Source organism: Pseudomonas sp. ICMP 3272 (assembly GCF_001466905.1).
GTDB classification, from domain to species: domain Bacteria; phylum Pseudomonadota; class Gammaproteobacteria; order Pseudomonadales; family Pseudomonadaceae; genus Aquipseudomonas; species Aquipseudomonas amygdali.
The window spans coordinates 18596-34230 of sequence record NZ_LKEK01000038.1 but is presented as its reverse complement, the minus strand read 5'-3'; the positions used below and the strand labels follow the sequence as shown (position 1 = coordinate 34230).

General features: G+C 57.5%; 14 protein-coding genes. 12 read left to right on the top strand and 2 right to left on the bottom strand.

What is annotated here, in order from left to right; genetic code table 11:
• Positions 1–206 precede the first annotated feature (206 nt).
• From AO068_RS05910 to AO068_RS05890, 5 genes are all read left to right on the top strand, one after another.
• The gene (locus AO068_RS05910) at positions 207–1172 is read left to right on the top strand and encodes a sulfonate ABC transporter substrate-binding protein (RefSeq protein WP_002555773.1); all 966 of its coding nucleotides are present in this window, start codon (positions 207–209) and stop codon (positions 1170–1172) included.
• 28 nt (positions 1173–1200) lie between these two features.
• The gene (ssuC, locus tag AO068_RS05905) at positions 1201–1998 is read left to right on the top strand and encodes an aliphatic sulfonate ABC transporter permease SsuC (RefSeq protein WP_004655051.1); all 798 of its coding nucleotides are present in this window, start codon (positions 1201–1203) and stop codon (positions 1996–1998) included.
• The gene (ssuB, locus tag AO068_RS05900) at positions 1995–2807 is read left to right on the top strand and encodes an aliphatic sulfonates ABC transporter ATP-binding protein (protein ID WP_002555771.1); all 813 of its coding nucleotides are present in this window, start codon (positions 1995–1997) and stop codon (positions 2805–2807) included. Before ssuC ends, ssuB begins: the two co-directional genes overlap by 4 nt.
• Before the next feature lie 26 nt (positions 2808–2833).
• A complete protein-coding gene (locus AO068_RS05895; RefSeq protein ID WP_002555770.1) occupies positions 2834–3049 on the top strand; it encodes a TOBE domain-containing protein in 216 nt (71 codons plus the stop codon).
• Positions 3050–3182: 133 nt separating this feature from the next.
• Positions 3183–4229 carry an RHS repeat-associated core domain-containing protein gene (locus AO068_RS05890; RefSeq protein WP_058407886.1) on the top strand — a complete coding sequence of 349 codons (1047 nt, stop codon included), beginning with the start codon at positions 3183–3185 and terminating at the stop codon, positions 4227–4229.
• A 6-nt stretch (positions 4230–4235) separates the two neighbouring features.
• On the opposite strand, the gene AO068_RS05885 is transcribed toward AO068_RS05890, so the two are convergent.
• Positions 4236–4868, bottom strand: a complete 633-nt coding sequence (locus AO068_RS05885; RefSeq protein WP_058407885.1) for a TetR/AcrR family transcriptional regulator — start codon at positions 4866–4868, stop codon at positions 4236–4238.
• Between the two features lie 294 nt (positions 4869–5162).
• On the bottom strand, positions 5163–6539 hold the full coding sequence (locus AO068_RS05880; protein WP_003413528.1) for a glutamine synthetase family protein: 1377 nt from the start codon (positions 6537–6539) through the stop codon (positions 5163–5165).
• A gap of 593 nt (positions 6540–7132) precedes the next feature.
• Here AO068_RS05880 and AO068_RS05875 point away from each other — a divergent pair.
• From AO068_RS05875 to AO068_RS05845, 7 genes are all read left to right on the top strand, one after another.
• Positions 7133–8491, top strand: coding sequence for a glutamine synthetase family protein (locus AO068_RS05875; protein WP_002555767.1), 1359 nt, complete (start codon positions 7133–7135; stop codon positions 8489–8491).
• A 69-nt stretch (positions 8492–8560) separates the two neighbouring features.
• Positions 8561–9928 carry an aspartate aminotransferase family protein gene (locus tag AO068_RS05870; RefSeq protein WP_058407884.1) on the top strand — a complete coding sequence of 456 codons (1368 nt, stop codon included), beginning with the start codon at positions 8561–8563 and terminating at the stop codon, positions 9926–9928.
• Between the two features lie 142 nt (positions 9929–10070).
• Positions 10071–11168, top strand: a complete 1098-nt coding sequence (locus tag AO068_RS05865; RefSeq protein WP_004663257.1) for a polyamine ABC transporter substrate-binding protein — start codon at positions 10071–10073, stop codon at positions 11166–11168.
• A gap of 171 nt (positions 11169–11339) precedes the next feature.
• Positions 11340–12434: a polyamine ABC transporter substrate-binding protein gene (locus tag AO068_RS05860; RefSeq protein ID WP_011169790.1), complete on the top strand. Its 1095-nt coding sequence runs from the start codon at positions 11340–11342 to the stop codon at positions 12432–12434.
• Positions 12435–12489: 55 nt separating this feature from the next.
• Positions 12490–13632 (top strand): polyamine ABC transporter ATP-binding protein, encoded by a 1143-nt coding sequence (gene potA, locus AO068_RS05855; protein WP_058400076.1) that lies wholly within the window; start codon positions 12490–12492, stop codon positions 13630–13632.
• A complete protein-coding gene (locus AO068_RS05850) occupies positions 13629–14549 on the top strand; it encodes an ABC transporter permease subunit (protein ID WP_003372160.1) in 921 nt (306 codons plus the stop codon). Before potA ends, AO068_RS05850 begins: the two co-directional genes overlap by 4 nt.
• Entirely contained in the window at positions 14546–15427 is an 882-nt protein-coding gene (locus AO068_RS05845; protein ID WP_058407883.1) for an ABC transporter permease subunit, read from the top strand. The genes AO068_RS05850 and AO068_RS05845 overlap by 4 nt, the downstream gene beginning before the upstream one ends.
• The last annotated feature ends 208 nt before the right edge of the window (positions 15428–15635 follow it).

The following is a 15635-nucleotide window of genomic DNA, read 5'->3' as shown; positions in this document are numbered from 1 at the left end:
AGAGCGTTCAGAACGGCATGCCGCCGTAGCACGCGGCAGGATAGTTGAAAAATAGTGCTGCTCTTTATATTCATTTATGGAATAACTAAATGAATAAATAAGATTTATAGATATAAAAAAGTGCTGTTAATGTCGTCCCTATTCCCGCCTTGTTCGTCTGTGACTGGCTGAGCAGGCACTACCCAACACCCGCTAAAGGAGCGCATATGCGCACTGTCATTTTGCGTCGAGGCCTTGTCGCTCTGTTTGCTGCTGCGGTCGCGCTTGGCGCGGTCACCCAGGCCCAGGCGGAAGATCTGCGCATCGGTTATCAGAAATACGGCACGCTGGTGCTGCTCAAGGCCAAGGGTTCACTGGAGAAGCGCCTGGCCGAGCAGGGCGTAAAGGTTCAGTGGACAGAATTTCCGGGCGGTCCGCAGTTGCTTGAAGGTCTGAACGTGGGCTCGATTGATTTCGGCGTGACCGGTGAAACACCACCGGTTTTCGCTCAGGCCGCAGGCGCGGATCTGCTGTACGTCGCATACGAGCCGCCAGCGCCGACCAGTGAAGCCATCCTGGTGCCCAAAGACTCGCCCATTACCTCGGTCAAAGACCTGAAAGGCAAGAAAGTCGTCCTCAATAAAGGCTCCAACGTCCATTACCTGTTGGTCAAGGCACTGGAAGATGCAGGCCTGAAGTACACCGATATCCAGACTGTCTTCCTTCCCCCGGCTGATGCGCGTGCCGCTTTCGAGCGCGGCAGCGTAGACGCCTGGGTCATCTGGGACCCGTACCAGGCCGCAGCTGAAAAGCAATTGCAGGCGCGGACCTTGAAAGACGGCACCGGCATCGTCGACAACCACCAGTTCTATCTGGCGACCAAGCCTTACGCACAAAAGAATCCGAAGGTGATTCAAGCCCTGATCGAAGAAGTTCGTGCAGTGGGCGAATGGTCCAAGGCCCACCCCGATGAAGTGACCAAACAGGTTGCGCCGTTGCTGGGGCTGCCCGCCGATATCACCCTGACCTCGGTAAAACGCCAAGGCTACGGTGCGCTGTTCATTACTCCACCGGTTGTAGCGGCGCAGCAGAAAATTGCTGACACCTTCTACCAGCTCAAACTGATTCCGAAGCCGCTCAGCATTGCTGATGTGGTCTGGACACCTCCTGCTGCTGTTGCTCAAGCACAGTGATCGTCAGGCCCTTCGAGGAGACAACTCCATGAGCCTCAGTGCTTCGCAACGCATCATTCACCGACTGGCGCCCTGGGCACTTCCAGTCCTGTTGTTGGCCGTCTGGCAGCTGTCGGTCAGCGCCGGGTGGTTATCCACACGCATTCTGCCCGCACCCAGCGCAGTCATTGAGGCGGGTATCAATCTGGTCGCGAGTGGCGAAATCTGGACCCATCTGGCTATCAGCGGCTGGCGTGCCGGGATCGGTTTCGCCATCGGCGGCGGCATCGGTCTGGCTCTGGGCTTTATCACCGGCCTGAGCAAATGGGGCGAGCGCCTGCTGGACAGCTCGGTGCAGATGATCCGTAACGTGCCGCACCTGGCGCTTATTCCGCTGGTCATCCTGTGGTTCGGCATCGACGAGACAGCGAAGATATTTCTGGTCGCGCTGGGCACGCTGTTCCCTATTTATCTGAATACCTACCACGGCATCCGCAACATCGATCCGGCGCTGGTAGAAATGTCCCGCAGCTATGGCCTGTCAGGTTTCAGCCTGTTCCGGCATGTGATCCTGCCAGGTGCTATGCCTTCGATTCTGGTCGGTGTGCGCTTTGCGCTGGGCTTCATGTGGCTGACGCTGATCGTGGCGGAAACCATTTCTGCCAGCTCCGGCATCGGTTACCTGGCGATGAATGCGCGGGAATTCCTGCAAACCGACATCGTGGTACTGGCCATTGTGTTGTACGCCGTCCTCGGCAAACTGGCCGATCTTGCGGCGCGAGGCCTTGAACGTGTGTGCCTGCGCTGGCACCCGGCCTATCAAGTGAGCAAAGGCGGTGCCGCATGACCAGTCTGAAACAGCAACCTCCACATTTGCTGCGCGGTATTCCGCTGGCAGTCCGCAACCTGAAAAAAGCGTTCGGCACTCGCGAAGTGCTCAAGGACATCGACCTGCATATTCCGGCCGGTCAGTTCGTCGCCATCGTCGGCCGTAGTGGCTGCGGTAAAAGTACCTTGCTGCGCCTGCTTGCCGGTCTCGACAAGCCAACCGAGGGTCAATTGCTTGCAGGCTCTGCGCCGCTGGACGATGCCCGCGAGGACACGCGCTTGATGTTCCAGGAGGCGCGCCTGTTGCCCTGGAAGAAGATCATCGACAACGTCGGCCTTGGCCTGAGCGGCGACTGGCGTGCGCAAGCACTCGAAGCGCTCGAGGCCGTCGGCCTTGCCGAACGCGCCAACGAGTGGCCAGCGGCATTGTCCGGTGGCCAGAAGCAGCGTGTTGCTCTGGCGCGTGCGCTGATTCACAAGCCGCGCCTGCTGTTACTCGACGAGCCGTTGGGCGCGCTGGACGCTTTGACCCGCATCGAAATGCAGCAACTGATTGAAAAACTGTGGGGCCAATACGGCTTCACGGTACTGCTGGTTACTCACGATGTCAGCGAGGCAGTCGCCATCGCCGACCGCGTGATCCTGATCGAAGAAGGCCAGATCGGCCTCGACCTTCTGGTCGACCTGCCACGGCCACGTGCTCGCGGCTCGCACCGCCTTGCTGCGCTGGAAGCCGAAGTGCTCAACCGCGTATTGGCCATCCCCGGCTCGCCACCTGACCCGGAACCGTTTTCGCCACTGCCCACGCAATTGCGCTGGGCAAATTAACCCTGATCCCCAAAGGAAGACATGCCATGACTATCAAAGCCATCAACGTTCGCAACCAGTTCAAAGGCACCATCAAGGAAATCGTCCACGGCGATGTACTGTCGGAAATCGACGTACAGACCGCTTCCGGCGTTGTGACCTCGGTCATCACCACCCGCTCGGTAAAAGAGCTGGAGCTGGTCGTCGGCAGCGAAGTCATCGCCTTCGTGAAGTCGACAGAAGTCTCCATCGCCAAGCTGTAAACAATGGGTAAAAAACACCCCGGACGGTCCTGGCCCTCCGGGGTTTTTTGCTGTTTACCTAGCAATTATGTGAGGTAGGCGAAGTATCGGTTTTGCTGGATGCTGATGGCTGGTTCTATTTGAAGCATCAGCCATGACCTCTTCAGCCCAAGCAGTTTTATGCCGCTATCGCTACGACCCGCTGGACCGTCTGGCTTCCAGCTCGCTGGCGGGGCAGGAAGATATCCAGCGCTTCTATCAGAAGAACGTTCTGGCGACCGAGATTCAGGGTGCTTTACGGAGCACGGTCTTTCAGCATGAAGACCGGCTATTGGCTCAACAGCGGCACGTTGATGATCTAGTGGACACGACGCTGCTGGCGACCGATCAGCAACGTTCAGTTTTGCAACTTGTGGATAACACTGGGGTTGAGTCTGTGGCGTATAGCGTCTACGGACATCATCCGGCTGAAAGCGGACTAACCAGTTTGCTGGGTTTCAATGGCGAGCGACGAGATCCGGCGACCGGGCATTATCTGCTGGGGAATGGGTATCGGGCTTATAACCCGGTGTTGATGCGGTTTAACAGCCCGGACAGTCTGAGCCCGTTTGGCGAGGGAGGGTTGAATACTTATGGTTATGTGGGTGGGGATCCGGTTGGGTTTGGGGATCCGTCGGGGCATATAAGTGCGGCGTTGCTTGATAAATTAATACGGGCCGGAATAATTATACGGGCGCCTAAAAAAATACCGTTATCACAGTTGCCTAGCATTGTTGATGATTTGCCATATTCCTCTACTACTGTTTCGTCAACTCCCTCGCTTCCCATTGCGTCATCAACAGGTGAGGGCTTGGCAAGTACAAGTTCAATTTCCAGCTCGTCTGTTGGTCCGAGTGCAGGCGGGACTTTAAAATCTATGGTCAGAAGTTATAAAGAAACACGTAAAGCTTTTAATCACCTTTATAAATCTGGTACAGATGAACAGCGCAAGGCAGGCTTACTCAAGTTCGCAGAAACAACCTTCCGAAAAGAGTTAGACGTTACAGTGAAAGCGCTCGAATTAATGGAGGCGTCGAAAGGAACCAGTGCTTTTGATCCTGAGAGGTACAATGCTCTGAGCGCCAGGCTTATCGAGCGAGAAAAAAAATATAGCAAACGTTTTACGCCTTATTCTGAAGTTGTGAAGGATATCCGTGAATAGTGAGCTTTAAATAACTCGCTTCCCCAAAAATACCGGCAAATACAACCCCAAATAAGCATCAAACACCCGCACCCCTTCCTCAGCCATGCGCGGTGTAATCTCGTCATGCAATTGCACTGATCGCGCATACACGCGATCCCCCAGTTCCATCGCCAGCGCAAACACGTCCACGTCATCCGGCAGCGCAGGCAACTGGAAGTGACGGTCAAAGACCTCAAGCATCAAATGCCCCAGCTCTATGTCGTGCTGGCGGTCGGCCTGGTTGATTTCGGTAAGCCCATGCTGGGCGAGGATCAATTGGCGGGCGGCAGCGTCGGCGTTGTAGATGGCCAGCATGCGCAGTTCGACGATACGCGACAGGTCGCGCCAGGTAGAGAGCTGGTCGTGATCGATAGGTGCCTGCAGCGACGCGCGGAAAGCCGCGTGAATATCGGCTGTCAGCGCTTCAAGCAGCGCCGGAACGCTGGCGAAGAAGTGGTACACCGAGGAGGGCGGAATACCTGCGCGTTCGGCCACGCTGTAAATCGACAGGCTGGCCACCCCTTGCTCGGCGAGCAACGTACGCGCGGCGTCGAGAATCGAATCGATCCTGGCCTGGCTGCGTGCTTGAGGTTTACGAGGTGCAGCGGCGCGTGTCATGGAGGCGGCTCTTGGATGGACTGGTGGTTATTGTAAGGCATTCTGTCTGAACGAATCTTGATCGTGTTTTAGCTTGCCGTCACATACAGTTATCGCTCCAACGCTCCGCGTGGTTGCGCATTTCTGGACGCTCTGCGTCCGATTTTGAGCATGCGGCGCGCCTCAGAGTTGTGACGCGGAGCGTCATCCACGGCATTCCCACGCTGGAGCGTGAGGAACGAGGAGTGTTCCTCACGCAAACAAAAACGCCGCAAAGCTCAAGGCTTTGCGGCGTTTTGTATTACTCGGCTTCAATCAGACCGTATGCAGGTACCAGTTGTACTCGAGGTCGGAGATGGAGTGTTCGAACTCTTCCAGCTCGCTCTCTTTACAGGCGACAAAAATGTCGATGTATTTTGGATCGATGTACTTGGCCATCACCGGGTTGTCGTCCAGCTCGCGCAGTGCGTCGCGCAGGTTGTTCGGCAGGCTTTGTTCGTGTTGCTCGTACGAGTTGCCTTCTACCGGCGCGCCCGGTTCGACCTTGTTGACCAGGCCGTGGTGCACGCCCGCCAGGACCGAAGCCATTACCAGATACGGGTTGGCATCGGCACCGGCAACGCGGTGTTCGATACGTACCGCGTCGGCGGTGCCGGTCGGTACACGAACGGCGACCGTGCGGTTGTCCAGGCCCCAAGTGGGCGAGTTGGGCACATAGAACTGCGCACCGAACCGGCGATACGAGTTGACGTTCGGGCACAGGAAAGCCATTTGTGCCGGCAGGGTCTCGAGCACACCGCCGATTGCGTGACGCAATGCGGCGTTCTGCTCGGGATCCTCGCTGGTGAAGATGTTCTTGCCATCGCGATCCAGGATCGAGATATGAACGTGCAGACCATTACCCGCCTGACCCGGATAGGGCTTGGCCATGAAGGTCGTGTCCATCTCGTGATCGTAGGCGATGTTCTTGATCAGGCGCTTGAGCAATACGGCGTAATCGCACGCCTTGATCGCGTCGGCGACGTGATGCAGGTTGACTTCGAACTGGGCCGGGGCGCTTTCCTTGACAATGGCATCGGCAGGAATGCCTTGCTCCTTCGCACCTTCAAGTATGTCCTGAAGGCAGTCGACGTACTCGTCGAGGTCGTCGATCAGGTAGACCTGTGTCGAATGCGGGCGTTTGCCGGAAATAGGCGAGCGGGGCGGTTGTGGGCGACCGTTCACGTTCTCCTGATCGATCAGGTAGAACTCCAGCTCGAATGCCGCGCAGATGGTCAGGCCCATTTCGTCGAATTTGGCGACGACCTGACGCAATACTTCACGCGGGTCGGCGAAAAACGGGTCGCCTTCGAGTTCGTGCATGGTCATCAGCAATTGCGCGGTAGGGCGCTTTTGCCATGGCTCGTTGCAAAGGGTGTCAGGGATGGGATAACAGATTCGGTCAGCATCACCGATGTCCAGGCCCAGGCCGGTGCTTTCCACCGTGGAGCCATTGATATCCAGAGCAAATAAAGAGGCAGGCAGGTTGATGCCCTTCTCGTAAACCTTATGGAGGCTGGTGCGTTCGATGCGTTTGCCACGCACCACACCATTCATATCTGCAATCAGAAGGTCAACGTACAGAACCTCAGGATGTTCCTTAAGGAACGCGTTCGCTTCGTTAAGCTGAACGGCACGCGGGGGTACCGACATGATGCAACACCTTTGTTGTTAAAAATATCAATCATCAATGATTGCGGATCTCAGTCAATCCGAAAGCCATGATGAAGTCAATAGAGCCTTTTTTGCCCTAAAACTGCGCCATATGGCCTTTTCTGCCGCTATTTAGGGCGTTTTATTCCGTTTCTGACCGCTGTTAAATACAAGCTAGAGCGGCCTGTCTTCTATTTTTAACGGGTTGTTGTATAAAAAAATGAACGAGGCTAAGCTCGATCGCAACCCAGTAGAGCAACAATAGCGGGGGTCCAATGCTTCACCTTTCCCTGGTCGACACGCGACTATCAAGTCCGTACAGCGCTCATCATGCCTGTGATATCGGTGCTCGTGGTGGGTTGCCACACCTTGCGACATCCCTGAACGGCTATCGAAGCCAGTCTGCTCTACTCTCAATGCTCGACATTACCACTATAACGGCTTCGTCAGTGTGACCGCGGCCGTCTGGAAATCCGGCCCCGCAGCTGTCACCTTACCTCTAATCGGCGTCTGCCGAAACGAGTTGTACAACATGACGCCGATGCGTCTGGAACGCCTGATCACGATCAGGACAATAAAACCCTGAGGTATTTATGAGTACCAACCTCGACCAGCTCACCGATTGGTTGAAAGAACACAAGATTACCGAAGTCGAATGCATGATGTCCGACCTTACCGGCATCACCCGAGGCAAGATCTCGCCGACCAACAAGTTCATCGCTGAAAAAGGCATGCGTCTGCCTGAAAGCGTGCTGTTGCAGACGGTGACCGGCGACTACGTAGAAGACGATATCTACTACGAGCTGCTGGACCCGGCAGACATCGACATGATCTGCCGTCCCGACCAGAACGCGGTGTATCTGGTGCCCTGGGCGGTCGAGCCCACTGCGCAGGTGATTCACGACACCTACGACAAGCAGGGCAACCCCATCGAGCTGTCGCCGCGCAACGTGTTGAAGAAGGTCCTCAAGCTTTACGCCGATCAGGGCTGGCAGCCAATCGTGGCGCCGGAGATGGAGTTCTACCTGACCAAGCGTAGCGACGACCCGGACTATCCGCTACAGCCACCGATCGGGCGCTCCGGGCGACCAGAGACCGGGCGTCAGTCGTTCTCCATCGAAGCGGCCAACGAATTCGATCCGCTGTTCGAAGACGTCTATGACTGGTGCGAACTGCAGAATCTGGACCTGGACACGCTGATCCACGAAGACGGCACGGCGCAGATGGAAATCAACTTCCGTCACGGTGATGCCCTTTCGCTGGCTGATCAGATTCTGGTGTTCAAGCGCACCATGCGCGAAGCCGCGCTCAAGCACGACGTTGCGGCGACCTTCATGGCCAAGCCGATGACCGGCGAACCGGGCAGTGCCATGCACTTGCACCAGAGCATCATCGACATCGAGACCGGCAAGAACATCTTCTCCAATGAAGACGGGACCATGAGCGAGCTGTTTCTGAACCACGTCGGTGGTCTGCAGAAGTTCATACCCGAGCTGTTGCCGCTGTTCGCCCCCAACGTCAACTCGTTCCGCCGCTTTCTGCCTGACACCTCGGCACCGGTGAACGTCGAGTGGGGCGAAGAGAACCGTACCGTCGGCCTGCGCGTGCCGGACGCCGTGCCGCAGAATCGTCGTGTCGAAAACCGTCTGCCAGGTGCCGATGCCAACCCTTATCTGGCCATTGCCGCCAGCCTGCTGTGCGGGTTCATCGGCATGGTTGAAGGTATCAACCCGAGTGCGCCGGTGGTCGGGCGTGGCTACGAGCGTCGCAACCTGCGCCTGCCATTGACCATCGAAGACGCGCTGGAACGCATGGAAAACAGCAAGACCATCGAGAAGTACCTGGGCAAGAAGTTCATCATCGGTTACGTCGCGGTCAAGCGCGCCGAGCATGAAAACTTCAAGCGCGTGATCAGCTCGTGGGAGCGGGAATTCCTGCTCTTCGCCGTCTGATCCCGCAGAGCGCCGCAGCAGCAGGTGTGCGGCGCTCTGATAACTGACCTGAATTAAAGGAAGTGCTGCATGAGTGCCCACAATAATCCGCAAACCCTCGAATGGCAGGCCTTGAGCAGCGAACATCACCTGGCACCGTTCAGCGACTACAAACAATTGAAAGAGAAAGGCCCGCGCATTATTACCCGTGCCGAGGGCGTTTATTTGTGGGACAGCGAGGGAAGCAAGATCCTCGATGGCATGTCCGGCCTGTGGTGCGTAGCCATCGGTTATGGCCGCGAAGAACTGGCCGACGCTGCCAGCAAACAAATGCGTGAGCTGCCTTATTACAACCTGTTTTTCCAGACCGCCCACCCGCCGGTGCTGGAGCTGGCCAAAGCCATTTCCGAAATCGCTCCGCAGGGCATGAACCACGTGTTCTTCACCGGTTCAGGCTCCGAAGGTAATGACACGATGCTACGTATGGTTCGTCATTACTGGGCTCTCAAAGGCCAGCCGAATAAGAAAACCATCATCAGCCGCGTCAATGGCTACCACGGCTCCACTGTCGCCGGGGCCAGCCTGGGCGGCATGACCTACATGCACGAGCAGGGCGACCTGCCTATTCCGGGTGTTGTGCACATTCCTCAGCCCTACTGGTTCGGCGAAGGCGGCGACATGACGCCGGACGAGTTCGGCATCTGGGCTGCCGAGCAACTGGAAAAGAAAATTCTCGAGCTGGGCGTCGAGAACGTCGGTGCGTTCATTGCCGAGCCGATTCAGGGCGCAGGCGGTGTGATCGTGCCGCCCGAGTCCTACTGGCCGAAGATCAAGGAGATCCTTTCCCGCTACGACATCCTTTTCGCCGCCGATGAGGTGATTTGTGGCTTCGGCCGCACCAGTGAGTGGTTCGGTAGCGATTTCTACGGCCTCAAACCCGACATGATGACCATCGCCAAAGGGCTCACCTCCGGGTACGTGCCGATGGGCGGCCTGATCGTGCGTGATGAAGTCGTTGCGGTGCTCAATGAGGGCGGCGATTTCAATCATGGCTTTACCTACTCCGGGCACCCGGTGGCTGCGGCGGTGGCGCTGGAGAACATCCGTATCCTGCGCGAAGAAAAGATCGTCGAACGGGTCAGGTCGGAAACGGCACCGTATTTGCAAAAGCGTTTGCGTGAGTTGAGCGATCATCCGCTGGTGGGCGAAGTCCGGGGTGTCGGTTTGCTGGGGGCCATCGAGCTGGTGAAGGACAAGACCACCCGCGAGCGCTATACCGACAAGGGCGCGGGGATGATCTGTCGAACCTTCTGCTTCGATAATGGCCTGATCATGCGGGCCGTGGGCGACACGATGATCATTGCGCCGCCACTGGTGATCAGTTTTGCGGAAATCGACGAACTGGTGGAAAAGGCTCGCAAATGCCTGGATCTGACGCTGGCGGTATTGCAGGGCTGAAAACGTGGAAAAAAGCGTCGATTCAAGCGCAATGTGCATTGTTTAACGGGTGTCGGCTTGAAAGCCTGCCCAGGAAGTTGCCAGACTAATGGCTACACGCCGCTAACTGACGGTCAGTGATAAAAATACATTGGAGCTACGCATGAAAAAATTTGGCAAGACCCTTCTCGCGCTGTCCCTGATGGGCGTTGTGGCCGCCGCTGCGCAGGCCGATGATAAAGTGCTGCACGTCTATAACTGGTCCGATTACATCGCGCCGGACACCGTTGCCAAGTTCGAGAAAGAATCGGGCATCAAGGTGGTCTACGACGTTTTCGACAGCAACGAGACGCTGGAAGCCAAATTGCTCGCCGGCAAGTCCGGCTATGACATCGTTGTGCCGTCCAACAACTTCCTGGCCAAGCAGATCAAGGCGGGCGTCTACCAGGAACTGGACAAATCCAAACTGCCGAACTGGAAAAACCTGAACGAATCGTTGCTCAAAGCCGTGTCGGTCAGCGACCCGGACAACAAGCACGCATTCCCGTACATGTGGGGCTCGATCGGTATCGGCATCAACCCGGACAAGGTCAAGGCCGCACTGGGTGCTGACGCGCCGGTCAACTCGTGGGATCTGCTGTTCAAGCCCGAGAACGCTGCCAAGCTGAAATCATGCGGCATCAGCTTCCTCGACTCGCCGACCGAAATGCTGCCGATTGCCCTGCATTACCTGGGCTACCCGACCGACTCTCAGGACAAGAAGCAGCTCGCCGAAGCTGAAGCGCTGTTCATGAAGATTCGTCCGTCGATTGGCTATTTCCACTCGTCGAAGTACATCTCGGACCTGGCCAACGGCAATATCTGCGTCGCAGTCGGCTACTCGGGCGACATCTATCAGGCCAAGTCCCGTGCTGCGGAAGCCGGTGGCAAGGTAAAAGTTGCCTACAACATTCCGAAAGAAGGTGCCGGCAGCTTCTATGACATGGTCGCCATTCCCAAGGATGCCGAAAACGTTGAAGGTGCCTACAAGTTCATGACCTTCCTGATGAAGCCCGAAATCATGGCTGAAATCACCAACGCAGTGCGCTTCCCGAATGGTAACGCGGCAGCAACGGCGCTGGTCGACAAGGAAATCACCAGTGACCCTGGCGTTTATCCGCCTGCCGACGTACAGGCCAAACTGTATGCAATCGCTGACCTGCCTGCTGCCACGCAGCGGATCATGACTCGCAGCTGGACCAAGATAAAGTCGGGTAAATAAGCCTGTCATCAAACCTGTGGATGCTGCGTAGCCTTGGCCGCGCAGCAGCCAGCAGACAGGAATATTGCCTAAACCTTTGCTGGTTGGACGCATAGACGGTAAGTTGCGCGCCGGTTTGGTTTTCCGGACGCCCTCCGGCGCTCAGGCCCCTCTGTTAAAAGGACTCATTCTTTGTCTATTTCTATTTTTTCCAAAGCCTTGCTGGCGGCTGCCGGGCTGACACTGTCGATTAGTGCTCAGGCTGAATCCACCGTGCATATTTATAACTGGTCCGATTACATCGGCAAGACCACCCTGGCGGACTTCGAAGCCGCGACCGGCATCAAGCCGATGTACGACGTGTTCGACTCCAACGAAACCCTTGAAGCCAAGCTGTTGGCCGGACGCACCGGCTATGACGTGGTGGTGCCGTCCAATCACTTCCTCGGCAAGCAGATCAAGGCTGGCGCGTTTCAGAAGCTCGACAAGTCGCTGCTGCCCAATTACAAGAATCTCGACCCGGCGCTACTCAAGCGTCTGGAGAAGAACGATCCGGGTAACCAGTACGCCGTGCCGTACCTGTGGGGTACCAACGGCATCGGTTACAACGTCGAAAAGGTCAAGGCCGTGTTGGGCGTCGACAAGATCGACTCCTGGGCCGTGCTGTTTGAGCCGGAAAACATCAAGAAGCTATCCAGCTGTGGCGTAGCGTTTCTTGATTCCGCTGATGAAATGTTGCCGGCGGTGCTCAACTACATGGGGCTGGACCCCAACAGCACCAAGGAAGCGGACTACAAGAAGGCCGAAGCCAAGCTGCTGGCGATTCGTCCTTACGTGACCTATTTCCACTCGTCCAAATACATCACTGATCTGGCCAATGGCGACATCTGTGTTGCCGCAGGATTTTCGGGTGATGTGTTCCAGGCCAAGGCTCGCGCAGAAGAGGCAGGCAAAGGCGTGAAGCTCGCTTACAGCATCCCGAAAGAGGGCGGCAACCTGTGGTTCGATATGCTGGCTATTCCGGCAGACTCGAAAAACATCAAGGCTGCCAGCGCCTTCATCAATTACATGCTTGACCCCAAGGTGATTGCCCAGGTCAGCGATGAAGTCGGCTACGCCAACCCCAATCCCGCCTCCGGCGAGTTCATGGACCAGAAAATCCGCACCGATGCAGCGGTTTACCCGCCTCAGGAAGTGCTGGACCGTCTGTTCGTGAACAGCGAGTTGCCCCCCAAGGTGCAACGTCTGATGACCCGCAGCTGGACCAAGGTCAAGTCGGGCAAATAAAAATCCAGCACCCGGCCGTATTGGCCGGGTTGCCTACCTGTTGGGAGTTTCACCCATGGCAGTTGCCTCCGGCGCCTACAAGAAAGCCCTCGAAGGCGGTCAGCAACCCAAAGAGGTGCTGGTCAAGATTGATCGGGTCACGAAGAAGTTCGACGAGACGATTGCGGTGGACGACGTGTCCCTGCAAATCAACAAGGGCGAGATCTTCGCCCTGCTTGGCGGCTCCGGTTCCGGAAAGTCCACACTGCTGCGCATGCTGGCCGGTTTCGAGCGCCCGACCGAGGGGCGTATCTACCTCGACGGCGTCGACATTACCGACATGCCGCCGTACGAACGTCCGATCAACATGATGTTCCAGTCCTACGCACTGTTCCCGCACATGACCGTGGCGGACAACATCGCCTTTGGCCTGAAACAGGACAAGCTGGCCAAGCCGGAAATCGAAGCCCGCGTGGCGGAAATGCTCAAGCTGGTGCAGATGACGCAGTACGCCAAGCGCAAGCCGCACCAGCTCTCCGGCGGTCAGCGTCAGCGTGTGGCCCTGGCTCGCTCGCTGGCCAAAAAGCCCAAGCTGTTGCTGCTCGATGAGCCAATGGGTGCGCTGGACAAGAAACTGCGTTCGCAGATGCAGCTGGAACTGGTGGAGATCATCGAGCGCGTCGGCGTGACTTGTGTGATGGTGACTCACGATCAGGAAGAGGCCATGACCATGGCCGAGCGCATCGCAATCATGCACCTGGGCTGGATCGCGCAGATCGGCAGCCCGATCGATATCTATGAAACCCCGACCAGCCGTCTGGTCTGCGAATTCATCGGAAGCGTCAACCTGTTCGAAGGTGACGTGATCGAAGACATGGAAGCCCACGCGCTGATCCGCAGCCCCGAGCTGGAGCGCAATATCTATGTCGGCCACGGCGTCAGTACGTCGGTGGAAGACAAGCACATCACCTACGCCTTGCGTCCGGAAAAACTGCTGGTTACCACTGAGCAACCCGGCTTCGAATACAACTGGTCGCGCGGCAAGGTCCACGATATCGCCTACCTGGGCGGTCATTCGGTGTTCTACGTCGAGCTGCCGGGCGGCAAACTGGTGCAGTCGTTCGTCGCCAACGCCGAGCGTCAGGGCGCGCGGCCTACCTGGGGCGATGAAGTCTACGTGTGGTGGGAAGACGACAGCGGCGTGGTACTGCGCTCATGAAAATCCGCAAGATCAAGCGCGCGTTCGAGCGCATAAAGCCCAACGGGCGGCAGATGGTCATCGGTGTGCCGTTCCTCTGGCTGTTCCTGTTCTTTGCCTTGCCGTTTTTGATCGTGCTCAAGATCAGCTTCGCCGAAGCCGACGTCGCGATCCCGCCATACACCGAGATCTTCAGCTACGCCGACGAAAAGCTGCAGATGGTCCTCAACTTCGCCAACTACACCTTGCTCAGTGGCGATGACCTGTATGTTTCGGCCTATCTGGGCTCGCTGAAAATGGCCTTCATCAGCACGTTGCTGTGCCTGCTGATCGGCTACCCGATGGCTTATGCCATTGCCAGCGCCCGTAAAGACCTGCAAACCGTGCTGTTGCTGCTGATCATGATGCCGACCTGGACCGCGATCCTGATCCGCGTCTACGCCTGGATGGGTATTCTCAGCAACAACGGGCTGCTCAATGCCTTCCTGATGTGGCTGGGCCTGATCGACGCACCGTTGCAGATCCTCAACACCAACCTGGCGGTGTACATCGGCGTGGTCTACTCCTACCTGCCGTTCATGATTTTGCCGCTGTACGCCAACCTCGTGAAGCACGACACCAGCCTGCTGGAAGCCGCGTCCGATCTGGGTTCGAGCACTTTCAACAGCTTCTGGAAAATCACCGTACCGCTGTCCAAGAACGGTGTGATCGCCGGCTGCATGCTGGTATTCATTCCGGTGGTCGGCGAGTTCGTGATTCCCGAGCTGCTGGGTGGCCCGGAAACCCTGATGATCGGCCGCGTGCTGTGGCAGGAATTCTTCAACAATCGTGACTGGCCGGTGGCTTCGGCGCTGGCGGTCATCATGCTGCTGGTGCTGATCGTGCCTATCATCCTGTTCAACCGCAGTCAGGCCAAAGAACTGGAGGGCAAGGCATGAACCGCTTTCGATTCTCGAACCTGATGCTCGTTCTGGGTTTGCTGTTCATCTATGCGCCGATGGTGATTCTGGTCATCTACTCGTTCAACGCCTCGCAACTGGTGACGGTCTGGGGCGGCTGGTCGGTGAAGTGGTACGTCGGCCTGCTGGACAACTCGCAGCTGATGGGCTCGGTGATGCGCTCGCTGGAAATCGCCTGCTACACCGCCGTTGCCGCAGTGGCGCTGGGGACCATGGCCGCGTTTGTGCTGACCCGCATCAGCCGCTTCAAGGGCCGGACGTTCTTTGGCGGGCTGGTAACTGCGCCGCTGGTAATGCCCGAAGTGATCACCGGCCTCTCGCTGTTGCTGCTGTTCGTGGCCATGGCGCAGATGATTGGCTGGCCGCAGGAGCGCGGTATCATGACCATCTGGATCGCGCACACGACGTTCTGCGCGGCCTACGTGGCAGTTGTGGTCTCGGCGCGGCTGCGTGAGCTGGACCTGTCGATCGAAGAGGCGGCGATGGACCTGGGGGCGCGTCCGTGGAAGGTGTTCTTGCTGATCACTATCCCGATGATCGCACCGTCGCTGGCAGCCGGTGGCATGATGTCGTTTGCGTTGTCGCTGGACGACCTTGTGCTCGCCAGCTTCGTCTCCGGGCCGGGCTCGACAACCTTGCCGATGGAAGTGTTCTCCGCCGTGCGACTGGGCGTTAAACCTGAAATCAACGCGGTTGCCAGCCTGATCCTGCTAGCCGTGTCACTGGCAACCTTCCTGGCCTGGTTCTTCACCCGTCGCGCGGAAAACAGCCGCAAGCGCGCTGTCCAGCAAGCCATCGAGGAAAGCGCAGCAGACGCCTGGAAGCAGCCAGACCCAAGGCGTGCGCCTGCGGCGTGAAGACCTGATCGTGCCCGGAGGGCGTGGGAGCGAGCTTGCTCGCGAACTGCCGGGTACCGGCAGCAACTAGCTATCCCGGTTTATCGCTCCCACGCTCCAGCGTGGGAGCGCAGCTCTGGACGCTCTGCGTCCGATCTTGATAGCGCGGTGCTACGCAGACTTGTGACGCGGAGCGTCACGAAAGGCGTGCCAACGCAGAGCATTGGCA

Coding starts and splice junctions, on each gene's coding strand:
- AO068_RS05910 (WP_002555773.1), top strand. CDS start 207: ATGCGCACTGTCATTTTGCGTCGAGGCCTTGTCGCTCTGTTTGCTGCT.
- ssuC (WP_004655051.1), top strand. CDS start 1,201: ATGAGCCTCAGTGCTTCGCAACGCATCATTCACCGACTGGCGCCCTGG.
- ssuB (WP_002555771.1), top strand. CDS start 1,995: ATGACCAGTCTGAAACAGCAACCTCCACATTTGCTGCGCGGTATTCCG.
- AO068_RS05895 (WP_002555770.1), top strand. CDS start 2,834: ATGACTATCAAAGCCATCAACGTTCGCAACCAGTTCAAAGGCACCATC.
- AO068_RS05890 (WP_058407886.1), top strand. CDS start 3,183: ATGACCTCTTCAGCCCAAGCAGTTTTATGCCGCTATCGCTACGACCCG.
- AO068_RS05885 (WP_058407885.1), bottom strand. CDS start 4,868: ATGACACGCGCCGCTGCACCTCGTAAACCTCAAGCACGCAGCCAGGCC.
- AO068_RS05880 (WP_003413528.1), bottom strand. CDS start 6,539: ATGTCGGTACCCCCGCGTGCCGTTCAGCTTAACGAAGCGAACGCGTTC.
- AO068_RS05875 (WP_002555767.1), top strand. CDS start 7,133: ATGAGTACCAACCTCGACCAGCTCACCGATTGGTTGAAAGAACACAAG.
- AO068_RS05870 (WP_058407884.1), top strand. CDS start 8,561: ATGAGTGCCCACAATAATCCGCAAACCCTCGAATGGCAGGCCTTGAGC.
- AO068_RS05865 (WP_004663257.1), top strand. CDS start 10,071: ATGAAAAAATTTGGCAAGACCCTTCTCGCGCTGTCCCTGATGGGCGTT.
- potA (WP_058400076.1), top strand. CDS start 12,490: ATGGCAGTTGCCTCCGGCGCCTACAAGAAAGCCCTCGAAGGCGGTCAG.
- AO068_RS05850 (WP_003372160.1), top strand. CDS start 13,629: ATGAAAATCCGCAAGATCAAGCGCGCGTTCGAGCGCATAAAGCCCAAC.
- AO068_RS05845 (WP_058407883.1), top strand. CDS start 14,546: ATGAACCGCTTTCGATTCTCGAACCTGATGCTCGTTCTGGGTTTGCTG.